This is a genomic window from Streptosporangium nondiastaticum (assembly GCF_003011965.1).
GTDB classification, from domain to species: domain Bacteria; phylum Actinomycetota; class Actinomycetes; order Streptomycetales; family Streptomycetaceae; genus Streptomyces; species Streptomyces nondiastaticus.
The window spans coordinates 1-22,219 of record NZ_PXWG01000078.1; the positions used below are offsets into that span (position 1 = coordinate 1).

Genomic DNA, 22,219 nt, shown 5'->3' on the forward strand with positions numbered 1-22,219 from the left:
GCGGGGGCATGAGGCACACCGGGGCCCCGCATGGGGCCGCATGAGGCCGCCCCATGCGGCCCGCCGCACGCACCGCCCCGCGCCTCATGCCCCTGCCTCGTGCGGCGGCCCGGAGCGCACCCCTGCGCCGTGCCGCAGGCTGCACGTCCCGCCTCATGCGGACCGGCCCCGTCGTACGACCGGCAGCGTGGCGCCGGCCGCAATGCGTACCTCCGGCAACGCCGTACCGCTTACTACGGCGTCGTCTGTCGTCTGCCGACTGTCGTCTCTCCCCCGTCGCCTGTCTGCCCGGTCCGTGCCGTCGGCATTCCCTGCCGCCGCAGCGCGCATCCGCACCGCACGGGGCCACCGGCACCTGTACCAGCACCAGCACCAACACCGGCACAAAATGAGGGCGCCCCCACCGCCGTAGCAGTGGGGGCGCCCTCGTGCAGGGAGCTGTGGGCGCGTCAGGCGCCGACCTTCACCCGCTCCGAGTCGTCGGCGGCGGCACCCGCCGCGTCCGCCGCCGGAACCTCGCGCGGCGTCGGCAGCACAGCCATGATCAGCGCCGAGATGGCGATCGTGGCGGCCCAGCCCAGTCCGTACTTGCCGACGAACGTCGACGCCAGCGGGCCGGTGAACCAGTCGCACTGGGTGAAGGAGATGCCCGCGGCCAGCGCGACCGTCCAGGCGGTCATCGCCTGCCAGCAGAAGCCGCCCACGTACCAGTAGCGGCTGGTGCGGCCGGTGTCCATGAGGGCCTCCGCGTCGTACCGCACGGCGCGGGACTTGCGGCGCGCCATGTCGACCGCGTAGACGCCGATCCAGGCGGAGAAGGAGACCGCGAGCAGGATCAGGAAGGTGATGAAGGAGCTGAGGAAGCTCTTCGCGACCAGCATCAGCAGCAGACCGCCGACCAGCGAGATGATCGCGTTGATGCTGACGGCCATGGCACGGGGCAGCTTGACGCCCATGGTCTGGGCGGTGAACCCGGCCGAGTACATCGAGAGGCTGTTGATCAGCAGCATGCCCACGATGGCGGTGATCAGGTACGGGACGGCCAGCCAGGTCGGCAGGATGTCGCCGAGGAAGGAGACCGGGTCGGGAGCCTCGGCCAGGTCGGGGGTGGCGACGGCCATGACCCCGCCCATGAGGACCATGGGGACCATCACGAGGCCCGCACCGGAGATGGTCGCGCCGACGATCTTCTTGCCGGACGCCGCGTGGGGCAGGTAGCGCGCGAAGTCGGGGCCGGTGGGCACCCAGCTGATGCCGCCGGCGGCGATGGTGCCGATGCCGGCGATCATCATCGCCGTGGTGCCGGCCGGCTTGGAGAAGACGTCGTCCCACTTGATGTTGGCGATCAGGTAGACGAGCACCAGGACGCTGAAGATGCCGAAGAGGTACGTCGACCACTTGTTGCACACGTTGAGCGCCTTGCGCCCCATGCCGCTCACCAGGAAGGTGCACGCGACGAACGCGAAGAGCGTGATGACGATCAGCGGGGTGTTGCTCTTGATCCCGAGGACCAGGTCGAGAACGGTCAGCACCGCGTACGCGCCGGTGACCGCGTTGATCGTCTCCCACCCGAAGCGCGCGACCCACAGGATCGCACCCGGGAAGAGGTTGCCGCGGACGCCGAACGTCGCGCGGGAGAGCATCGCGCCCGGCGCGCCGCCCCACTTGCCGGAGACCGACAGGACGCCGACCATGCCGAACGACGCGAGCGCGGCGCAGGCGGCGACGATCAGGACCTGCCAGAAGTTCAGTTTGTTGAAGACCACCAGGGCCGCGCCCATGGTGAGCAGCAGCACACTGATGTTGGCGGCGACCCAGGTCGGGAAGAGCTCACGGACCCGGCCGTGACGCTCGTGATCCGGAACGGGCTCGATGCCGCGGGTCTCTATCGCGCCGCCGGATTCGGCGGTGGACAGGTTGGACGCGTTGTCCATGTGGGGGGCTCCGTGCGGGTGAAGCGGGGCGGGAAGCCGGGGCAGAAAAGGTCTTGGGGGACTCTACGCGCGTCGCACAGCCCCACGCCATCGTACTTTGCTCCAACTTTAGCCCATTGGGGCGATTAGTCCTTGGAGGAATCCCTAAAGGCGCAGGTCGCCCGTCGGGACCGCCGACCGGCAGCGCGGTGTCCGATACTGGGGGCGTTATGGAAATCGTCATCCTTGCTGTAGTCATCGCTGTGGTCGCGCTCGGCGCGATCAGCGGGCTCGTGGTCAGCAGCCGTAAGAAGAAGCAGCTGCCCCCGGCCCCGCCGAGCAGCCCGTCCGTCACCGCGCCGCCCGCCGAGCCCCACGTAGGCGAGGAGGCCGAGCCCCCGAGCGCCGAGCCGCGCCGGACCGTGGAGGAGGTCGAGCTCCCGGGCGCCGGTGCGCCGGTAGCCGAAGCCGAGCCCGAGGCGCCCGCCGCCCCGGCCGAGCCCGAAGCCCCCGCCGCGCCCGCGGTCGAGGTGCCCGAGCCCACCGCCGGCCGCCTCGTGCGGCTGCGCACGAGGCTGTCCCGTTCCCAGAACTCGCTCGGCAAGGGTCTGCTGACCCTGCTGTCCCGCGAGCACCTCGACGAGGACACGTGGGAGGAGATCGAGGACACCCTGCTGACCGCCGACGTCGGCGTCGCCCCCACGCAGGAGCTCGTCGAGCGCCTCCGCGAGCGCGTCAAGGTGCTCGGCACCCGCACCCCCGAGGAACTGCGCGCCCTGCTCCGCGAGGAGCTGCTCACCCTCATCGGCACCGACGCCGACCGCTCCGTCCACACCGAGCCGGGCGTGGGCGTGAACGGCGAGGAGAAGCCCGGCGTCGTCATGGTCGTCGGCGTCAACGGCACCGGCAAGACCACCACCACGGGCAAGCTCGCCCGCGTGCTCGTCGCCGACGGCAAGTCCGTCGTCCTCGGCGCGGCCGACACCTTCCGCGCCGCCGCGGCCGATCAGCTGCAGACCTGGGGCGAGCGCGTCGGCGCCCGCACGGTCCGCGGGCCGGAGGGCGGCGACCCGGCGTCGATCGCCTTCGACGCGGTCAAGGAGGGCATCGCCGAGAACGCCGACGTCGTCCTGATCGACACCGCCGGCCGGCTCCACACCAAGACCGGCCTCATGGACGAGCTCGGCAAGGTCAAGCGGGTCGTCGAGAAGCACGGCTCGGTCGACGAGGTGCTGCTCGTCCTGGACGCCACCACCGGTCAGAACGGCCTCGTGCAGGCGCGCGTCTTCGGCGAGGTCGTCAACATCACCGGTATCGTCCTCACCAAGCTCGACGGCACCGCCAAGGGCGGCATCGTCGTGGCCGTCCAGCGCGAGCTGGGCGTGCCCGTGAAGCTCGTCGGTCTCGGCGAGGGCGCGGACGACCTCGCGCCGTTCGAGCCCGAGGCCTTCGTCGACGCGCTCATCGGCGACTGACGCGCTACGGCCCGCCGTACGGCTCATCAGCCGGGTTACGGCCGCGGCGCCGGGCCGGCGCTCCACGGGCGCATGTGCCCGCGCCCCCGGCCGGCGCCGGGCAAGCCGAGAAAGGGCCCCTTCCGCAGGTGCAGCTGCGAAAGGGGCCCTTTCGTACGGGGCGGGCCGGGCCGGGGCGCGGCCGCCGCGGCTCAGGACGCCGCTGACCGGTGGCACACATAGGCGAGGGTGCCGAGGAGCAGCCGGGCCTGCGGGGGGCGCCCCGCGGTGTCCAGCGTGGGCGGGCGGAGCCAGCGCACGGGGCCGAGGCCGGCGTGGTCCGAGGGGGGCGCGGTGACGTGCTCGCCGGGCCCCATGCAGCGCAGGTCGAGCCGGGCGTCGTCCCACCCCATGCGGTAGAGCAGCTGGGGGAGCTCCTGCGCGGCGCCCGGGGCGACGAAGAACAGCGCCCGGCCGTCCGGCGTGAGCGCCACGGGCCCGAGCGGCAGCCCCATGCGCTCCAGCCGCACCAGGGCGTGCCGTCCGGCCGCCTCGGCGACCTCCAGGACGTCGAAGGAGCGCCCCACGGGCAGCAGTACGGCGGCGCCCGGCACCTCGGCCCATGCGGCCGCGGCGGCATCCAGCGTGGCGCCCGCGGGCACCGGCGGGGCGAAGGAGAGCGGGTGAGCGCCGGGGGAGGGGCAGTCGCCGGCACCGCATGAACAGACCGCGCCCGACGGACGCCCTGCCCGGGAGGCGCGGGCGCCGGGCACCACATCCCACCCCCACAGGCCGGTGTACTCCGCCACCGTCGTCACGCACTCGGACGCGCGTCCGCGGCGCCGAGAGCCAGAGCGCAGGTCCCGGATGCCGCCGATTGTGAAGCCCATGCCCCCTCCAACGGGTCGTGCTCGCGGATGGTTACGAGTCGGAGTGTCTCGAACACGGACCGTTGCCGAATCCCTTCAGGAGGCGGCGTGACGGTGTGCGGCCGGTGGTGCGGGGTGAGGCGCGCGCCGGGGCATGCACCGGTCCACCTCCTCTTCGGGCCCTCCCTGATCGTCTGGTGTCAAGTCAATCGCGTGGCGGTGCGGCGGGGTTCATTCCTTGGGGTGGCGAATGGTGGCGTTTACTGGACTGCCCTCGCCTCAGCAGTGATCGTAGGATTACTTTCGGTGCACGAACCCATGGGAGATGTGCCCCACCGGTGGGTATGCCGGAGGCACGGACCGCCTTGTCGCCCGGCCGGAATTCTCCGCGGCCGGGGGTGCATCGCCACACGGACGGCCGCAAAAGGCGGCAAGCTGTGGGTGGTTCACACGGTTCACGCACAGACAGCAGAGTTCGGGATGGGGGCTTCCAGGTGGGCAGCAACGGCAGCGGCGCTGGCGGTGCCGAGAAGGCTGACAAGCGCCCCAACGAGCAGTTGGGCTCCTGGTTCCTGCGCAGCGGATGGTCCAAGGGCGAGCTGGCGCGCCAGGTCAACCGCAGGGCACGGCAGTTGGGTGCCCACCACATCAGCACGGACACCTCGCGCGTGCGCCGCTGGCTGGACGGCGAGCAGCCCCGCGAGCCCATCCCGAAGATCCTCTCGGAGCTGTTCTCCGAGCGCTTCGGCTGCGTCGTCGGCATCGAGGACATCGGCCTGCGGGCGGCCCACCAGTCCCCGTCCGTCTCCGGCGTCGACCTGCCCTGGGCGGGCCCGCAGACCGTCGAGCTGATCAGCGAGTTCTCCCGCAGCGACCTGATGCTCGCCCGGCGCGGCTTCCTCGGCGCCTCGCTCGCCCTCTCCGCCGGCCCCTCGCTCATCGAGCCCATGCAGCGCTGGCTGGCCCCCGGCCTCGGCGGCAAGGACGGCTCCGGCCCGCTGTCGCACGAGCGCTCGCGGCCGGGCCGCCTCTCCGGCCCCGAGCTCGACCTCCTCGAGTCGACCACGATGATGTTCCGCCAGTGGGACGCCCAGTGCGGCGGCGGCCTGCGCCGCAAGGCCGTCGTCGGCCAGCTCCACGAGGTCACCGACCTGCTCCAGGAGCCCCAGCCCGAGGCCACCTCCAAGCGCCTGTTCAAGGCCGCGGCGGAGCTGGCCGAGCTGGCCGGCTGGATGAGCTACGACATCGGCCTGCACCCCACCGCGCAGAAGTACTTCGTCCTCGCGCTCCACGCCGCCAAGGAGGCCGGAGACCGCCCCCTCGGGGCGTACATCCTCTCCAGCATGGGCCGTCAGATGATCCACCTGGGCCGCCCCGAGGACGCCCTGGAGCTCATCCACCTCGGCCAGTACGGAGCCCGCGAAACGGCCACCTCGCGCACACAGGCGATGCTGTACGCAGTGGAGGCCCGCGCGTACGCCAACATGGGCCAGCCCGCCAAGTGCAAGCGCGCGGTCACCATGGCGGAGGACTGCTTCTCCGACTGCACCTCCGGCGAGGGCGACCCCGACTGGATCCGCTTCTTCTCCGAGGCCGAGCTCAACGCGGAGAACGCCCACTCCTACCGCGACCTCGCCTACGTGGCAGGCCGCAGCCCCACATACGCCTCCCTCGCCCGGCCCAAGATGGAGCGCGCAGTGGAGCTCTTCGCGCAGGACACCGAGCACCACCGCTCGTACGCGCTCAATCTCATCGGCATGGCCACCGTCCACCTCATGGAGGGCGAGCCCGAGCAGTCCACCGTCCTCGCCGGGAAGGCGCTCAAGCTCGCCAAGCAGGTGCGCTCCGAGCGGGTCAACAACCGCCTGCGCAAGACCGTCGGCAATGCCGCGCGCGACTACGGGGACGTCGCGGAAGTCCTCGCCCTCACCGAGCAGATCTCCGTCCAACTGCCGGAATCGGCGGAAGCCGCCCAGGCGGTCTGACCCCTGCCGGCCCCTCTACCCGGCCGCGGTGCTCCTCCCGAACAACCCGACTCGGCTCCCCCATGCCAGGTCACCCCGGGAGGACGCCGCGGCCGGCCTGTATCCGGCCTCATGCACGGCATCCAGCCTCATGCACGGCCCCGCGCCGGGCCTCATGCCCTGCTCCGTTCCCGGCCTCATGCCCGGCCTCACGCCCCAGGAGCACCGGCCTCTGACCCCGGGGGGAGGGAAGCGGCGGAGCGTAGCGGCGATCACGCACCCGCCGCGTCCGCTTCACCCGGGCGTAACACTCCCGCCGCCTTCGTCACTGCGGCGAAACAAGCAGCTTCATCGGCTGAAATCCCGCTGCGCCAACCTCATGGCGAAAACCGGCCCGCTCGGGCCACCGCTTCGAGGAGACACCGACCATGAATGGCGCGGATACCGCATTCGTATTGATCAGTGCCGCACTCGTGATGCTGATGACACCGGGACTGGCCTTCTTCTACGGCGGCATGGTGCGAGTCAAGAGCGCCTTGAACATGCTGATGATGTCGTTCGTCTCGCTCGGCATCGTCACCGTCTTGTGGGTGCTCTTCGGCTACTCGCTGGCCTTCGGCGACGACGTCGGCGTGGGCCTGCTCGGCGACCTCGGCCACATCGGCTTCAAGGGCATCGGCCCCGAGACGCTGACCGGAGGCAAGGAAGGCATTCCCGTCTTCGCCTTCGCCCTCTTCCAGATGATGTTCGCCGTGATCACCCCCGCGCTGATGAGCGGTGCGCTGGCCGACCGCGTGAAGTTCAGCGCCTGGGCCCTGTTCATCACCCTCTGGGTCAGCGTCGTCTACTTCCCCGTGGCCCACTGGGTCTGGCAGGCCGACGGCTGGCTGTTCAAGCTCAAGGTGATCGACTTCGCGGGCGGCACCGCCGTCCACATCAACGCGGGCATCGGCGCGCTCGCCGCCGTCCTCGTCGTCGGCAAGCGCATCGGCTTCAAGAAGGACCCCATGCGCCCGCACAGCCTGCCGCTGGTGGTGCTCGGCACGGGGCTGCTGTGGTTCGGCTGGTTCGGCTTCAACGCGGGCTCCGCGCTCGCCGCCAACGGCACCGCCGCCAACATGGCGATGAACACCCAGGTCGCCACCGGCGCCGCCATGCTCGGATGGCTCGCCTACGAGCGCATCCGGCACGGGGCCTTCACGACCCTGGGCGCCGCCTCGGGCGCCGTCGCGGGCCTCGTGGCCATCACCCCCTCGGGAGCCGCCGTCAACGCCTTCGGCGCCCTCCTCATCGGCGTCGTCGCCGGCGCCGTGTGCTCCTGGGCCGTCAGCCTGAAGTTCAGGTTCGGCTTCGACGACTCCCTCGACGTCGTCGGCGTCCACCTCGTGGGCGGCGTCATCGGCACCCTCCTCGTCGGCCTCCTCGCCACCGACGGAGTCGGTGGCGCCACGCAGCTCGGCCGGCAGGCCGTCGGGGCCTTCTCCGTCATGGCCTACTCGTTCGCCGTCTCCTGGCTCCTCGCCAAACTCGTGGACAAGACCATCGGCTTCCGGGCCACCGAGGACGACGAGGTCGGCGGCATCGACCAGGCGTTCCACGCCGAGACCGCCTACGACCTCACCGGTGTCGGTGCTGTCGCCCGCAGCGCAGCGCCCGCCCCGCAGCGCCCGGCCGGCACCCCGGAACAGGCCGGACCGGACCAGGCGGGCACGCCGCAGAACAAGAAGGTGGACGTATGAAGCTCATCACCGCAGTCGTCAAGCCCTTCCGCGTCGACGACATCAAGGAAGCCCTCCGCACCTTCGGCATCCAGGGCCTGACCGTCACGGAGGCCAGCGGCTACGGCCGCCAGCGCGGCCACACGGAGGTCTACCGCGGTGCCGAGTACCAGGTCGACCTCGTCCCCAAGGTGCGCATAGAGGTCCTTGTCGAGGACAGCGACGCCGAGGACGTCATCGACGTCATCGTCAAGAAGGCCCACACCGGCAAGATCGGCGACGGCAAGGTCTGGGTCGTCCCCGTCGAGACCGTCGTCCGCGTACGCACCGGCGAGCGCGGCCCGGACGCCATCTGACCCGGGGGCCCGGCTCGTCGGGCCCCGCCGGCCGGACGTGCTCCGCCCGGACTCGATCCACAGGGCCCCACCGGCCGGAGCCGGGGCCGGTGGACCCACCTGCCGCCCCCGCCCCACCGGACGCGACCGTCCAGCACGCCGCGAAGGGAGCCGAGTTGACCGGCCCGCAGACCCGCCCCGCCGACACCGAACCCGGCGGCTACGCGGCGGCCCGGCTGCGCCTCCTGCACCAGGGGGCGCTCACCGGACCGCCGCGCCGCGCCGCCCTCGCCCGCCTCACCGACCAGTGGCTCGGCGCCCTGCTGGGCGAGGCCAGGGGAGTCGCCCTCGTCGCCGTCGGCGGCTACGGGCGCGGCGAACTGTCCCCCCGCAGCGACTTGGACGTCCTCCTCCTGCACGACGGCTCCGCGGACATCTCCAAGATCGCCGCCATCGCCGACCGCGTCTGGTACCCCGTCTGGGACATGGGCCTCGCCCTCGACCATTCCGTACGCACCCCTGCCGAGGCCCGCCGCACCGCCGCCGGAGACCTCAAGGTCCACCTCGGCCTCCTCGACGCCCGCCACCTCGCCGGCGACGAACAGCTCACCGCCGCCCTGCGCACCACCGCCTATGCGGACTGGCGCGCCCAGGCCCCGACCCGCCTCCCCGAACTCCGCGAACTCGGTGAGGACCGCTCCCGGCACCAGGGCGAGCTCCGCTTCCTCCTCGAACCCGATCTCAAAGAGGCACGGGGCGGCCTCCGCGACGCCACAGCCCTGCGCGCCGTCGCCGCCTCATGGCTCGCCGACGCCCCTCGCGCGGGGCTCGAACGCGCCCGCACCCACCTCCTCGACGTCCGCGACGCCCTCCACCTCACCACCGGGCGCGCCACCGACCGGCTCGCCCTCCAGGAGCAGGACCAGGTCGCCGAGGCCCTTGGTCTCGCCGACGCCGACGCCCTCCTGCACGGCGTGTACGAGGCCGCCCGTACGGTCTCCTACGCCGCGGACATCACCTGGCGCGAGGTCGGCCGGGTCCTGCGCGCCCGCTCCGTGCGGCCGCGGCTGCGCCGCGTCCTGGGCGGGCGCGGGGGCCGCGGCGGGTTCGCCGAGGTCGAGCGGCTCTCCCTCGCCGACGGGGTCGTCGAACAGGACGGCGAGGCCGGGCTGGCTCGTACCGCGCGGCCCGAGAAGGACCCCGTCCTGGCGCTCCGTGCGGCCGCGGCGGCGGCCCAGGCTGGCCTGCCGCTGTCGCCCCATGCGGTGCGCCGCCTCGCCGCCTCGGCGGGCCCCATGCCACAGCCCTGGCCCGCCGAGGCCCGCGAACAGCTCGTGACCCTCCTCGGCGCGGGGCCGCCCACCGTGCCCGTCTGGGAGGCCCTCGAAGCCGAAGGGATCATCTCCTCACTGCTGCCCGAGTGGCAGCACGTGCGCTGCCGCCCCCAGCGCAACGCCGTCCACCGCTGGACCGTCGACCGGCACCTCGTCGAGACGGCCGTCCGCGCCGCCGCCCTCACGCGCCGCGTCGGCCGTCCGGACCTCCTGCTCGTCGCCGCCCTGCTGCACGACATCGGCAAAGGGCTGCCCGGCGACCACTCCGTCGTGGGCGAGGGCCTCGCACGCGACATCGCCCGCAGGACCGGCTTCGACGCCGCCGACACCGACACCCTCGCCACTCTCGTCCGCCACCACCTGCTGCTGATCGACACCGCCACCCGGCGCGACCTCGCCGACCCCGCCACCGTCCGCACCGTCACCGACGCCGTACCGGACACGGCCACGCTGGAGCTCCTGCACGCCCTCACCGAGGCCGACGCCCTCGCCACGGGGCCCGCCGCATGGAGCGCCTGGCGCGCGTCGCTCGTCGCAGACCTGGTCCGCCGGGCCGCGGCGGCCCTCGCGGGGGACGGGGCTCCGGCGCCCCATGCGCCCGCCCCGCCCGGCCAGGAGGCGCTCCGGCTTGCCGCCGAGGCCGTCCGTACGGGCGCCCCCGCCGTGACGCTGGAATCCCGCCCGGAGGGCACGGGGCCCGCCGGGGACGGCGACACGGCCCCCGTCGGCGTGGAGCTGCGGATCGCCGTCCCCGACCAGCCCGGCGTGCTGCCCGCGGCGGCCGGCGTCCTGGCACTGCACCGGCTGACCGTACGGGCCGCGGACCTGCACGCGGTGGACGGAGCGCTCCTGCTGAACTGGCGGGTGGCGGCCGAGTACGGCTCCCCGCCCGGGGCCGCCCGGCTGCGCAACGACCTCGTACGCGCCCTCGACGGCTCCCTCGACGTCCCGGCCCGCCTGGCCGAGCGTGAGGCCGCGTACAGCAGGCGCCGGCGGGGCGTGGTGCACGCCCCGCCGAGCGTGACGGTCGCCGCGGCGGCCTCGCACGGGGCCACGGTCCTGGAGGTCCGCGCCCAGGACGAGCCCGGCCTCCTCCACCGCATCGGCCGGGCCCTGGACGAGGCGGGGGTCTGGGTGCGCAGCGCCCGCGTGAGCACGCTCGGGGCCAGTGCGGTGGATGCGTTCTATGTGACCGGCCCGGACGGGGCCGCGCTCACGCCCCGTGCCGCCTCCGCGATCGCTCGCGCGACGGAGGAGGCGCTGGGCGGCTGACCGCACCGGGAGGGTGCGGATACCCTTGGGGGTCAGCCGCCGACTTGACACTCAACAAGAAGGATCCGCGACCACCGTGTTCGATACCCTCTCCGACCGCCTCGCAGCGACTTTCAAGAACCTCCGGGGCAAGGGCCGCCTCTCCGAGGCGGACATCGACGCCACCGCGCGCGAGATCCGTATCGCCCTGCTCGAGGCGGACGTGGCCCTGCCCGCGGTCCGCTCGTTCATCAAGCAGGTCAAGGAGCGGGCGCTCGGTGCCGAGGTCTCGCAGGCCCTCAACCCCGCCCAGCAGGTCATCAAGATCGTCAACGAGGAGCTCATCGGCATCCTCGGCGGCGAGACCCGCCGGCTGCGCTTCGCGAAGACCGCTCCGACCGTCATCATGCTCGCCGGTCTCCAGGGTGCCGGTAAGACGACGCTCGCCGGAAAGCTCGGCCGCTGGCTGAAGGCCCAGGGCCACGCCCCGCTGCTCGTCGCCTGTGACCTCCAGCGCCCCAACGCCGTCAACCAGCTCTCCGTCGTCGCCGAGCGCGCCGGTGTCGGCGTCTACGCGCCCCAGCCGGGCAACGGCGTCGGCGACCCCGTCCAGGTCGCCAAGGACTCGATCGAGTTCGCCCGCACCAAGCAGTACGACATCGTCATCGTCGACACCGCCGGCCGCCTCGGCATCGACGCCGAGATGATGCAGCAGGCCGCGGACATCCGCGACGCGGTCTCCCCGGACGAGATCCTCTTCGTCCTCGACGCCATGATCGGCCAGGACGCGGTCAACACCGCCGAGGCCTTCCGCGACGGCGTCGGCTTCGACGGCGTGGTGCTCTCCAAGCTCGACGGCGACGCCCGCGGCGGTGCCGCCCTGTCGGTCGCGCACGTGACCGGCAAGCAGATCATGTTTGCCTCCAACGGCGAGAAGCTGGACGACTTCGACGCGTTCCACCCGGACCGCATGGCGTCCCGCATCCTGGGCATGGGCGACATGCTCAGCCTGATCGAGAAGGCCGAGCAGACCTTCAGCCAGGACGAGGCCGAGAAGATGGCGGCCAAGCTGGCGAAGGGCCCCAAGGAGTTCACGCTCGACGACTTCCTGTCGCAGATGGAGCAGGTCCGCAAGATGGGCTCCATCAGCAAGCTCCTCGGCATGCTGCCGGGCATGGGGCAGATCAAGGACCAGATCAACAACCTGGACGAGCGCGACGTCGACCGCACCGCCGCGATCATCAAGTCCATGACCCCGGCCGAGCGCCAGGACCCGACGATCATCAACGGCTCGCGCCGGGCCCGCATCGCCAAGGGTTCGGGCGTGGACGTCAGCGCCGTCAAGAACCTGGTGGAGCGGTTCTTCGACGCCCGCAAGATGATGTCCCGCATGGCGCAGGGCGGCGGCATGCCGGGGATGCCCGGCCTGCCGGGCATGGGCGGCGGCGCCGGCCGCAAGAAGAAGCAGCAGAAGCAGGCCAAGGGCAAGCGCCAGAGCGGCAACCCGATGAAGCGCAAGGCCGAGGAGCAGGCCGCGGCCGCCCGTCGCGAGCAGCAGGCCGGAGGCGCCCTGGGCCTGCCCGCCGGCCAGGACGCGAAGAACTTCGAACTCCCGGAGGAGTTCAAGAAGTTCATGGGCTGACCGGGCACGGCCCGCAGCGCGCCGCCGTGAGCGCGTACGCGGGCAGCGTCCGTAGGCGACCGCTTCGCAAATAAACATCACAGCCCCCACAGCCGAGAGGCCGCGGGGGCTGTGGCGTACGCGCCGTCGCTTTGCTGCGCCGGACGCGGACCTTCGCTACGCGCGCGCTATCAGGTAGCGGAAGACGTTGGGCATCCACACCGTGCCGTCGCGGCGCAGGTAGGGGTGCAGCGCCTCGACGAGTTCCTTGGTGACCTGCTCCTCGTCCGTGGCGCGGGCGGCCGCGTCGAAGGCGCCGGTGGAGAGCATGCCGCGCACCGCACTGCCCATGTCGGCATAGCCGTACGGGCAGGCGACCCGCCCCGAGCCGTCCGGCCGGAGACCGGCCTCATGCGCCAGGTTCTCCAGGTCGTCGCGCCCGCTCGGCCGCCAGCGCGCCGGCGCGCACATGGGGTCCGCGAGCCGGGCCGCGACCCGAAGCGCCCCCGACGCCGCGCAGCGCTCCTGGGGACCCCAGCCCGCCAGCACCACGGGGGCGCCCCGCTGGGCGCATGAGGCCGCCCGGGCGAGCGCCCTGGCCATGTCGTGCGCGCTCCCGCCCGCGCAGTACAGCGGGTCGAAGGCGGTGACGAGGTTGAAGGCCGGGGCGCCGCCCTCCATGAGGCTCTCGGGGGCCCCGTGCCCCAGGCGCGCGGCGCCGCCGCCCTCGGGCAGCAGCCTGTCGCGGGCGAGTGCGAGCCGGCGTCCGTCCGGGTCCACGCCGGAGACCGTGGCACCGCGGGCGGCCGCCATCAGCAGGGCCAGGCCGGAACCGCAGCCCAGGCTGAGCAGCCTGGTGCCCGATCCGACCTCGAGGCGCTCGTACACCGCTTCGTAGAGCGGCACCAGCATCCGTTCCTGGATTTCCGCCCAGTCGCGGGCCCGCGACTCGGGCGACGAAGAGGACGGCCGGTGCCGCCGTACGAGCGTAGGTGTCATGGAAAGCGCCCCAATCCGCCGAGAGACGTGTGCATGCCCGATCCACCGCCCCCGTGTGCTGCCGTGCGCGTTGCCGGAAAAGCACCCCCTGGTGCCAGGGAACTCCGCATCCGTTCCCGAGTCCAGGGGGTGGCGCGGGCGCGTTCCCGTACGCCCACGATGGCATGTGCCGGGCGCATCCGCACGGGAGGCGCACAAGGGCGCTCACGCAGCCCGGGCGGCGCACGAGCGGGGCGGGGGAGGGGTACCGGAACAGCGGATTCACGCTCGGACGGATCGGGCCCGTACCATTCGCATCATGGCAAAGGCTCCCATTCTCACCCCCCAGGCGGACGACTTCCCGCGCTGGTACCAGGACTTGATCAACAAGGCCGAGCTGGCCGACAACGGCCCCGTGCGCGGCACCATGGTCATCCGGCCGTACGGGTACGGGCTCTGGGAGCGCATGCAGCAGGAGATGGACGCGCGCATCAAGGACGCGGGCGCTTCCAACGCGTACTTCCCCCTCTTCATCCCGCAGTCGTACCTGACGCGCGAGGCCGAGCACGTCGAGGGCTTCGCCCCCGAGCTCGCCGTCGTCACGCACGGCGGCGGCAAGGAGCTGGAGGAGCCGGTCGTCGTCCGCCCCACCTCCGAGACGATCATCAACGACTACTTCTCGAAGTGGGTGCAGAGCTACCGCGACCTGCCCCTGCTGATCAACCAGTGGGCGAACGTGGTTCGTTGGGAGATGCGCCCGCGCGTCTTCCTGCGCACGACCGAGTTCCTCTGGCAGGAGGGCCACACCGCCCACGCCACGTACGAGGACGCCCGGGAGTACGCCGCGTACATCCACAAGGAGGTCTACGCGGACTTCATGATCAACGTCCTGGGCATCGACGTGGTCCTCGGCCGCAAGACGCCCAAGGAGCGCTTCGCGGGCGCGATCAACACCCTCACGCTCGAGGGCATGATGGGTGACGGCAAGGCGCTGCAGATGGGCACCAGCCACGAGCTCGGCCAGAACTTCGCCAAGGCCTTCAACACCTCCTACCTGTCCAAGGACGGCAAGCAGGAGCTGGTCTGGCAGACCTCCTGGGGCTCCTCCACCCGCATGGTCGGCGGCCTGATCATGTCGCACGGCGACGACAACGGCCTGCGCGTCCCGCCGCGCCTGGCGCCGGTCCAGGCCGTCGTCCTCGCGATCAAGGGTGACGACGCCGTCATCGCCAAGGTCCGCGAGATCGGCGACCAGCTGAAGGCCGCCGGGATCCGGGTGCAGGTCGACGACCGCACGGACACGCCGTTCGGCCGCCGCGCCGTGGACTGGGAGCTCAAGGGCGTCCCGGTGCGCATCGAGGTCGGCCCGCGCGACCTGGAGAACGGCACCGCGATGCTGGCCCGCCGCATCCCCGGCGGCAAGGAGCCGGTCCGCATTGACGAACTCGTCGGGATGCTGCCGAAGGTCCTGGAGGAGGACCAGGCGCTGCTGCTGGCCCAGTCGCGCGAGCGCCGCGAGTCCCGCACGTCCGACGTGAAGACTATCGAGGAGGCCGCCGAGGCCGCCGTGGCCGGCGGCTGGGCGCGGATCCGCTGGGCGGACCTGGGTCCGGAGGGCGAGGCCAAGCTGGCCGAGCAGGCCGTGACCGTCCGCTGCCTGGTGAGCGAGGACGGCTCCGTGCCGGAGTCGGACGACGCACCGGGAGCGATCGCGATCGTGGCGCGCGCCTACTAGGAGCGGCGGAGGCATGGGGCGGCGCATGAGGCGGCGCCCCATGCGGCGTTTTACGGAGCGGCGCTTCACGCGGCGTTTTACGGAGCAGCGGCATGAGGGGCATGAGGCCGTTCCGGCGGGGGTGCCCGTACCGGTACGGGGCGTCCGTACCGGAGCCGCCACCGGCATGAGGCGCCCGCATGAGGCGGCGGCAGGGCGGGGCGGCCTGGATCGGAGCGCTGCCCTCCACGCTCCGTGGGGCACTCGGGGGCGCCGGCCGACTCAGGGGGCGCACACCCCCCGGTGCGCGCTTACTGATGAGTCAGTACGTCCCGGGTTGCGAACGGGTGCGCGGCTTCTCCACAGATCTGCGCACCCGCCCTCGTCGCGACGCATGAGCGTGAAACTGACTGGTACGTGCAAATTATTTGGGATGGCCCGGTATCGGAACACCGGGCCGCCCCTGCTCGTTGTCACGACGTGAGCACGACACCACCTGTTCTCGCCGCAGAGCTGGCGCAGGCGTGGGCCGACATTCAGCGGCACCACCCCGAGCTGCCGGATCTTGCCGCGCCCGAATCGCTGATCGGGGAGTCGTCGTCCGCCTGCGGCGCCGAGCTCTCCTTCGAACGGCTGCTGCACGAGGCAGTGCACGGCATCGCGGCCGCCCGCGGTGTACGTGACACGTCACGCGCGGGCCGCTACCACAATCGCCGGTTCCTGGCGATCGCCGAGGAGCTCGGGCTCGACCACAGCGACGATCCGCATCCCAGCAGCGGCTTCTCGCTGGTCGTGCTCAATCCGGAGGCGCGCAAGCGCTACCGCCCCACCATCGACAGACTGCAGCGCGCCCTCAAGGCACACACGGTCGCCACCACCGCCGACACCTCCCGCACCTTCCGCGGGCCGGCGGCGCGGCACGGCTCGTCGGGCGGCGGGGTGCGGGTCAAGGCGGTGTGCGACTGCGGCCGGAACGTACGGGTCGTGCCCTCCGTGCTCGCCCAGGCGCCCATCATGTGCGGCGGCTGCGGACAGCCCTTCCGGATTCCCGAGGCGGTCACGGTCGGCTGACCTGGAGTGGTGTGGCACAATGGGACGCTGTACTCGACAGTCGCACAGGACCCCTCTCTCCTCCGGCTGGCGCGTCCATCGGGCATCCGAGTACCGCAACCCCACGTGGCATCTCGTTGTGCCCAACCACGTCAAGACCAGGAGACACCACTCCCGTGGCAGTCAAGATCAAGCTGAAGCGTCTGGGCAAGATCCGTTCGCCTCACTACCGCATCGTCATCGCCGACTCCCGTACCCGCCGTGACGGCCGGGCCATCGAGGAGATCGGTCTGTACCACCCGGTGCAGAACCCCTCGCGCATCGAGGTCGACTCCGAGCGTGTCCAGTACTGGCTGGGTGTCGGCGCGCAGCCGACCGAGCCGGTTCTGGCCATCCTCAAGGTCACCGGTGACTGGCAGAAGTTCAAGGGCCTGCCGGCCCCGGCCCCGATGCTCGTCGCCGAGCCGAAGAAGGACCACAGTGGTCTCTTCGACGCCGTCGTGAGCGCCGCGGGCGAGGCGAAGGGTGAGGCCATCACCCCGAAGGCGAAGAAGTCGGAGAAGAAGGACGAGGCCGCTGAGGCCGAGTCCGCTGAGTCGACCGAGGCCTGAGGATGCTCGAGGAGGCCCTTGAGCACCTCGTGAAGGGCATCGTCGACAACCCCGACGAGGTGCAGGTCGCTTCGCGCAACCTGCGCCGCGGGCGCGTGCTGGAGGTCCGGGTCCACCCCGACGACCTCGGCAAGGTGATCGGCCGCAACGGCCGCACCGCGCGTGCCCTGCGCACCGTCGTGGGCGCCATCGGCGGTCGTGGCATCCGCGTCGACCTCGTCGACGTGGATCAGGTCCGCTGAGAAGCGGTTGAACACCGGCACGGGCCGGGAAGGGCTTGGGCCCTTCCCGGCCCGTTGTCGCGTACGGAGAGCAGAGAAGGAAACATGCAGCTCGTAGTCGGCAGGATCGGCCGCGCCCACGGCATCAGGGGTGAGGTCACGGTTGAGGTGCGTACGGACGAGCCCGAGCTGCGGCTCGGACCCGGCGCCGTCCTGGCCACGGACCCCGCCTCCGCGGGGCCGCTGACCATCGAGTCCGGCCGCGTGCACAGCGGCCGGCTGCTGCTGCGCTTCACGGGTGTGGGTGACCGCACGGCCGCCGAGGCGCTCCGCAACATCCTCCTCATCGCCGAGGTCGACCCGGAGGAGACCCCGGAGGACCCGGAGGAGTTCTACGACCACCAGCTGATGGACCTGGAGGTCGTCACCACCGACGGCGCCATCGTCGGCCGGATCAGCGAGATCTCCCACCTGCCGTCGCAGGACCTGTTCATCGTGGAGCGGCCCGACGGGTCCGAGGTCATGATCCCCTTCGTCTCCGAGATCGTCACGGAGATCGACCTGGACGAGCAGCGGGCCGTCATCGACCCGCCGCGCGGCCTGATCGACACCGACGAGGCGGAGATCGCGTCCGCGCGCGAGGCCGTGCATGAGGCGGCGCATGAGGCCGGACAGAGCCCCGAGACGGAGCCCGGCCAGGACTCCGGAGCCGGGACTGCCCAGGACGCCGCGCACGGCTCCGAGCAGGCCTCCGCACAGGACTCTGAGCAGGGTTCCGGACGAGGCTCCGAGCGAGGCGACGCCTGATGCGCATCGACGTCGTCACGATCTTCCCCGAGTACCTCGAGCCGCTGAACGTCTCGCTCGTCGGCAAGGCGCGCGCACGGGGCCAGCTGGACGTCCGCGTGCACGACCTGCGTGAGTGGACGCACGACAAGCACAACACCGTCGACGACACGCCCTACGGCGGCGGCCCCGGCATGGTCATGAAGCCGGAGCCCTGGGGCGAGGCGCTGGACGCGGTCATCGAGTCGGGGGCGCAGGGGGAGGAGTTGCCCGTGCTCGTCGTCCCCACGCCCAGCGGCCGGCCCTTCACCCAGGAGCTCGCCGTCGAGCTCTCCGAGAAGCCGTGGCTGGTCTTCACCCCGGCCCGCTACGAGGGCATCGACCGCCGGGTCATCGAGGAGTACGGCGACCGCCTCGACGTCCGCGAGGTGTCCATCGGCGACTACGTCCTGGCGGGCGGCGAGGCTCCCGTCCTCGTGATGGTCGAGGCCGTCGCGCGCCTGCTCCCCGGCGTCCTCGGCAACGCCGAGTCCCACCGTGACGACTCCTTCGCCCCGGGCGCCATGGCGGACCTCCTCGAGGGCCCCGTCTACACCAAGCCCCCGGAGTGGCGCGGCCGCGGCATCCCCGACGTCCTGCTCAGCGGCCACCACGGCAAGATCGCCCGCTGGCGCCGCGACGAGGCGTTCCGCCGCACCGTGCACAACCGCCCCGACCTGATCGAGCGCGCGGACCCCGCGGCCTTCGACAAGAAGGACCGCGAGATCCTCTCGATCCTGGGCTGGGGCCCCGGCCCCGACGGCCGATTTGGGCGAGTGGCCCCGGACGTGGAAGAATAAGCCGTTGCCTTGCGCCCGGCGTGCGCCCCTGCCACAGGGGGAACGACGTCCGCCCGGCGTTCCGGCACCATCCCCACTTCAGTACGAATTCCGCTGATGACCTGTGGCATCGGCGAGGAAGCAGACGAACATGTCCTCCCTGCTCGACAACGTCAACGCCGCGTCGCTGCGCACCGACGTCCCGGCCTTCCGCCCCGGCGACACCGTGAACGTCCACGTCCGCGTCATCGAGGGCAACCGCTCCCGCATCCAGCAGTTCAAGGGTGTCGTCATCCGCCGCCAGGGCGCGGGCATCAGCGAGACCTTCACGGTCCGCAAGGTCTCGTTCTCCGTCGGCGTCGAGCGCACCTTCCCGGTGCACAGCCCGATCTTCGAGAAGGTCGAGCTCGTCACCCGCGGTGACGTCCGTCGCGCCAAGCTGTACTACCTCCGTGAGCTCCGCGGCAAGGCCGCGAAGATCAAGGAGAAGCGCGACAACTGAGCTTCCGTCCGGAGTCCGCGCCCGGCCGGATAGGCTTTCGGCTCGATGGACACCGACGTACAGCTTTCGGAGCGCGACCGCTCTCCCCACCCCGCAGAGGGGGAGGAGCAGGGGTCGCGCTCCTCGCGTTTTCCCGCCTCGCCGGCGGCCTCGGTCAGGGCCGCCCGGGCGTGGCTGCGGGGCGGCGGCCCCATGCGCCGCGCGGGCGTGCTGCTGACGCTCTGCCTCGTCTTCATGCTGCTGCTGAGCAGCTACGTGGTGCAGCCCTTCCTGATCCCCAGCGGCTCGATGGAGAACACGCTCCGCGTGGGGGACCGCGTCCTGGTCAACAAGCTCGCCTACGCCTTCGGGGACGAGCCGCAGCGCGGTGACGTGATCGTCTTCGACGGCACCGGGTCCTTCGTCCAGGACGCACCCGCGGAGAACGCGGTGGCGGCGCTGTTCCGAAAGGGCGCCTCGTCCGTCGGCCTCATGGGGCCTGCGGCGACGGTCTACATCAAGCGAGTGATCGGTGTCGGGGGCGACCGGGTCACCTGCTGCGACGCGCGGGGCCGGCTGCAGATCAACGGCCACCCGGTGGACGAGGGCTTCCTCTACCCGGGCGACGAGCCGTCCCGTGTGCCCTTCGACGTCGTGGTGCCCACGGGGAAGCTGTGGGTGATGGGCGACCACCGGGGCGACTCCCGTGACTCACGTGATCACCTGGGGGAGCCCGGCGGGGGCATGGTGCCGGTGAGCAGGGTCATCGGGCGCGCCGACTGGATCGGCTGGCCCTTCGGGAGGATGAACACCCTGGAGCGCCCTGACGCCTATGCGCGCGTACCGGAGCCTGATGAGACGGCCGGGCACGTAGGAAAGCCGCCCGCACGGGGCGCCGGAAAGCCGCCCGCATGGGGCGCCGCGCGAGGCGCCGCACGGGGCGGGGAGCAGCCCGTCCGCAGCCAGGACCGGGCCGCGCGGCCCGCCGGCCCGGACGGACAGCCCGTCGGACACGCAGGGCGCCCCGCGGAGCCCGCCGGACACGCAGGGAGACCGGGTGGGTAGCCGGGGACGTACGCTGCCGGGCCCGGCAGGCCCCGCGGGCGCAGAAGCGGCGGGTACGGGCGCCGCCGCCACGGGAGGCCGTGCGGCGCGGCGCAAGGCCGCCCGGCGGGTCAAGCGGCGCCGGCGCCGCTCGGCGGTCAAGGAGGTGCCGATCCTCATAGCGGTCGCGCTGCTGATCGCCCTCGTGCTCAAGACGTTCCTGGTGCAGGCGTTCGTGATCCCCTCCGGCTCCATGGAGCAGACCATCCGGATCGGCGACCGCGTGCTCGTGGACAAGCTGACTCCCTGGTTCGGCTCCAGGCCGCAGCGGGGTGATGTCATCGTCTTCCGGGACCCCGGCGGCTGGCAGGACGGGGCGGAGACGGGCGCCGGGGCCGACCCGGTGGGAGTCAAGCAGGTCAAGCAGTTCCTGACCTTCATCGGCCTGCTGCCGGCGGCGAACGAGCACGACCTGATCAAGCGGGTGATCGGAGTCGGCGGTGACACGGTCAAGTGCTGTGACGAGAACGGCAAAATCACAGTCAACGGAACGCCGCTCGACGAGCCCTATCTGCACCCGGACAACCCGCCGTCCAAGATCGATTTCACGGTACGGGTCCCCGCGGGGCGTTACTTCGTGATGGGCGACCACCGCTCCAACTCGGCTGATTCCCGTTTCCACCTGGACGGCCCCGGGCAGGGCACCGTGCCGCAGGAGCTGGTCGTCGGCCGTGCCGTGGTGATCGCGTGGCCCCTGGGCCACTGGCGGCAGCTGTCCGAAAGAGACACTTTCGCATCGGTCGGTGACGCGCCGCCCGCGGAGACCCAAGCACGCGGTTCGCCGCATAGTGTGTCCCCCATGGATCAGCAAGGATTGATCCAACTCCCGACCCCTGCGGAACTCCCGCTCGTTATGGGAGTGGTGGGCCTGCCTCATGCGTACGGCAGGCCGCAGCGTGGAGAGCGGAGCGAGAGGAGTGGATGTGGGGGACTTGGCGGTCGGCGCACGGTCCGGTCACGAAGAGCCCGAGAAGCGGCCCGGGGAGGCTGACGGGTCGCCAGGGGCCGGTGTGCCGGAGGAGGCCATGTCCCAGGCGTCCCAGGAGGCTACGGGCGGGCCGGCGCGGACGGACGGCGAAGGCGTGAGCCCGGACGGGGACACCGACGGTGAGGGCCCGCGCGGAGCGACGCCCAAGAAGCAGCGGTCGTTCTGGAAGGAGCTGCCGATCCTGATCGGCATCGCCCTGGTCCTCGCGCTGCTGATCAAGACGTTCCTGGTGCAGGCGTTCTCGATCCCGTCGGACTCGATGCAGAACACCCTCCAGCGCGGCGACCGCGTGCTGGTGGACAAGCTCACCCCGTGGTTCGGCGCCGAGCCCGAGCGCGGCGAGGTCGTGGTCTTCCACGACCCCGACAACTGGCTCGGCGACGAGACCCAGACCCCGCAGTCCGGTCCACTGGGCGGCGGCGTGCAGAAGGTCCTCAGCTTCATCGGCCTCATGCCCTCGGCCGAGGAGAAGGACCTCATCAAGCGGGTCATCGCGACCGGCGGGGACACCGTGGAGTGCCAGAAGGGCGGCCCGGTCAAGGTCAACGGCAAGGCGCTGTCGGAGAAGGACTACCTCTTCCCCGACAACACCCCGTGCGACGACCAGCCCTTCGGCCCGATCAAGGTCCCCAAGGGCAAGCTCTGGGTGATGGGCGACCACCGCCAGAACTCCCTGGACTCGCGCTACCACCCGAACCAGGACCACGGTTTCGTCCCCGTGTCCGACGTCGTGGGCCGCGCCTTCGTGGTCGCCTGGCCGATCAACCGCTGGTCCTTCCTCGGCGTCCCCGGCACCTTCGACCAGCCGGGCATCAACGCGGCCGCCGCGGCCGCACCGTCCGCGCTCGGGCTCGCCGGAGCGGTGCCGCTCGTCCTGTGGCGCCGGCGCCGGTCGGCCGCACGGGGCGGCACCGAGGAGCTCACCCACCGGAGCGCCTTCCGGGACTGACCGGCAGAGCCTCCCGAAGGGCTGACTCGCCTGCATACCGCCGGGTAGTGTGCGGTTCCC

General features: G+C 71.8%; 19 protein-coding genes. 16 read left to right on the forward strand and 3 right to left on the reverse strand.

The window, feature by feature from the left end:
• Positions 1-449 precede the first annotated feature (449 nt).
• Positions 450-1,934: a purine-cytosine permease family protein gene (locus B7P34_RS23475; RefSeq protein WP_106679529.1), complete on the reverse strand. Its 1,485-nt coding sequence runs from the start codon at positions 1,932-1,934 to the stop codon at positions 450-452.
• Between the two features lie 209 nt (positions 1,935-2,143).
• On the opposite strand from B7P34_RS23475, the gene ftsY reads away from it, so the two are divergent.
• On the forward strand, positions 2,144-3,388 hold the full coding sequence (ftsY, locus tag B7P34_RS23480; RefSeq protein WP_106679531.1) for a signal recognition particle-docking protein FtsY: 1,245 nt from the start codon (positions 2,144-2,146) through the stop codon (positions 3,386-3,388).
• A 191-nt stretch (positions 3,389-3,579) separates the two neighbouring features.
• On the opposite strand, the gene B7P34_RS23485 is transcribed toward ftsY, so the two are convergent.
• Positions 3,580-4,257, reverse strand: a complete 678-nt coding sequence (locus tag B7P34_RS23485; protein WP_106679533.1) for a bifunctional DNA primase/polymerase — start codon at positions 4,255-4,257, stop codon at positions 3,580-3,582.
• A 473-nt stretch (positions 4,258-4,730) separates the two neighbouring features.
• Here B7P34_RS23485 and nsdA point away from each other — a divergent pair, with 473 nt between their 5' ends.
• From nsdA to ffh, 5 genes are all read left to right on the forward strand, one after another.
• Positions 4,731-6,221, forward strand: coding sequence for a transcriptional repressor NsdA (nsdA, locus tag B7P34_RS23490; RefSeq protein WP_106679535.1), 1,491 nt, complete (start codon positions 4,731-4,733; stop codon positions 6,219-6,221).
• Positions 6,222-6,628: 407 nt separating this feature from the next.
• Complete coding sequence (locus tag B7P34_RS23495) at positions 6,629-7,939, forward strand: ammonium transporter (RefSeq protein WP_223268147.1); 1,311 nt, start codon at positions 6,629-6,631, stop codon at positions 7,937-7,939.
• Positions 7,936-8,274, forward strand: coding sequence for a P-II family nitrogen regulator (locus tag B7P34_RS23500; RefSeq protein ID WP_030369327.1), 339 nt, complete (start codon positions 7,936-7,938; stop codon positions 8,272-8,274). Before B7P34_RS23495 ends, B7P34_RS23500 begins: the two co-directional genes overlap by 4 nt.
• A gap of 89 nt (positions 8,275-8,363) precedes the next feature.
• Positions 8,364-10,859, forward strand: coding sequence for a [protein-PII] uridylyltransferase (locus tag B7P34_RS23505; RefSeq protein WP_106679537.1), 2,496 nt, complete (start codon positions 8,364-8,366; stop codon positions 10,857-10,859).
• A gap of 76 nt (positions 10,860-10,935) precedes the next feature.
• Entirely contained in the window at positions 10,936-12,480 is a 1,545-nt protein-coding gene (gene ffh / locus B7P34_RS23510; protein ID WP_106679539.1) for a signal recognition particle protein, read from the forward strand.
• A gap of 156 nt (positions 12,481-12,636) precedes the next feature.
• Here ffh and B7P34_RS23515 read toward each other — a convergent pair whose 3' ends face one another.
• The gene (locus tag B7P34_RS23515) at positions 12,637-13,458 is read right to left on the reverse strand and encodes a class I SAM-dependent methyltransferase (RefSeq protein WP_106679541.1); all 822 of its coding nucleotides are present in this window, start codon (positions 13,456-13,458) and stop codon (positions 12,637-12,639) included.
• A 298-nt stretch (positions 13,459-13,756) separates the two neighbouring features.
• On the opposite strand from B7P34_RS23515, the gene proS reads away from it, so the two are divergent.
• The 10 genes from proS to lepB (B7P34_RS23565) all read left to right on the forward strand — a co-directional run bounded on the left by proS (position 13,757) and on the right by lepB (B7P34_RS23565) (position 22,159).
• A complete protein-coding gene (gene proS / locus B7P34_RS23520) occupies positions 13,757-15,172 on the forward strand; it encodes a proline--tRNA ligase (protein ID WP_106679543.1) in 1,416 nt (471 codons plus the stop codon).
• 459 nt (positions 15,173-15,631) lie between these two features.
• Entirely contained in the window at positions 15,632-16,222 is a 591-nt protein-coding gene (locus B7P34_RS23525; protein ID WP_030369332.1) for a hypothetical protein, read from the forward strand.
• A gap of 155 nt (positions 16,223-16,377) precedes the next feature.
• Entirely contained in the window at positions 16,378-16,812 is a 435-nt protein-coding gene (gene rpsP, locus B7P34_RS23530; protein WP_106679545.1) for a 30S ribosomal protein S16, read from the forward strand.
• 2 nt (positions 16,813-16,814) lie between these two features.
• The gene (locus B7P34_RS23535) at positions 16,815-17,054 is read left to right on the forward strand and encodes an RNA-binding protein (protein ID WP_020868149.1); all 240 of its coding nucleotides are present in this window, start codon (positions 16,815-16,817) and stop codon (positions 17,052-17,054) included.
• Between the two features lie 84 nt (positions 17,055-17,138).
• Positions 17,139-17,840 (forward strand): ribosome maturation factor RimM, encoded by a 702-nt coding sequence (rimM, locus tag B7P34_RS23540; RefSeq protein ID WP_106679547.1) that lies wholly within the window; start codon positions 17,139-17,141, stop codon positions 17,838-17,840.
• Positions 17,840-18,658: a tRNA (guanosine(37)-N1)-methyltransferase TrmD gene (trmD, locus tag B7P34_RS23545; RefSeq protein WP_106679549.1), complete on the forward strand. Its 819-nt coding sequence runs from the start codon at positions 17,840-17,842 to the stop codon at positions 18,656-18,658. The genes rimM and trmD overlap by 1 nt, the downstream gene beginning before the upstream one ends.
• A gap of 130 nt (positions 18,659-18,788) precedes the next feature.
• Positions 18,789-19,139, forward strand: coding sequence for a 50S ribosomal protein L19 (gene rplS / locus B7P34_RS23550; RefSeq protein WP_030369336.1), 351 nt, complete (start codon positions 18,789-18,791; stop codon positions 19,137-19,139).
• Positions 19,140-19,184: 45 nt separating this feature from the next.
• Complete coding sequence (gene lepB, locus B7P34_RS23555) at positions 19,185-20,183, forward strand: signal peptidase I (protein ID WP_106679551.1); 999 nt, start codon at positions 19,185-19,187, stop codon at positions 20,181-20,183.
• Entirely contained in the window at positions 20,176-21,213 is a 1,038-nt protein-coding gene (lepB, locus tag B7P34_RS23560) for a signal peptidase I (protein ID WP_106679553.1), read from the forward strand. Before lepB (B7P34_RS23555) ends, lepB (B7P34_RS23560) begins: the two co-directional genes overlap by 8 nt.
• Positions 21,214-21,247: 34 nt before the next feature.
• Positions 21,248-22,159 (forward strand): signal peptidase I, encoded by a 912-nt coding sequence (gene lepB / locus B7P34_RS23565; protein WP_223268148.1) that lies wholly within the window; start codon positions 21,248-21,250, stop codon positions 22,157-22,159.
• The last annotated feature ends 60 nt before the right edge of the window (positions 22,160-22,219 follow it).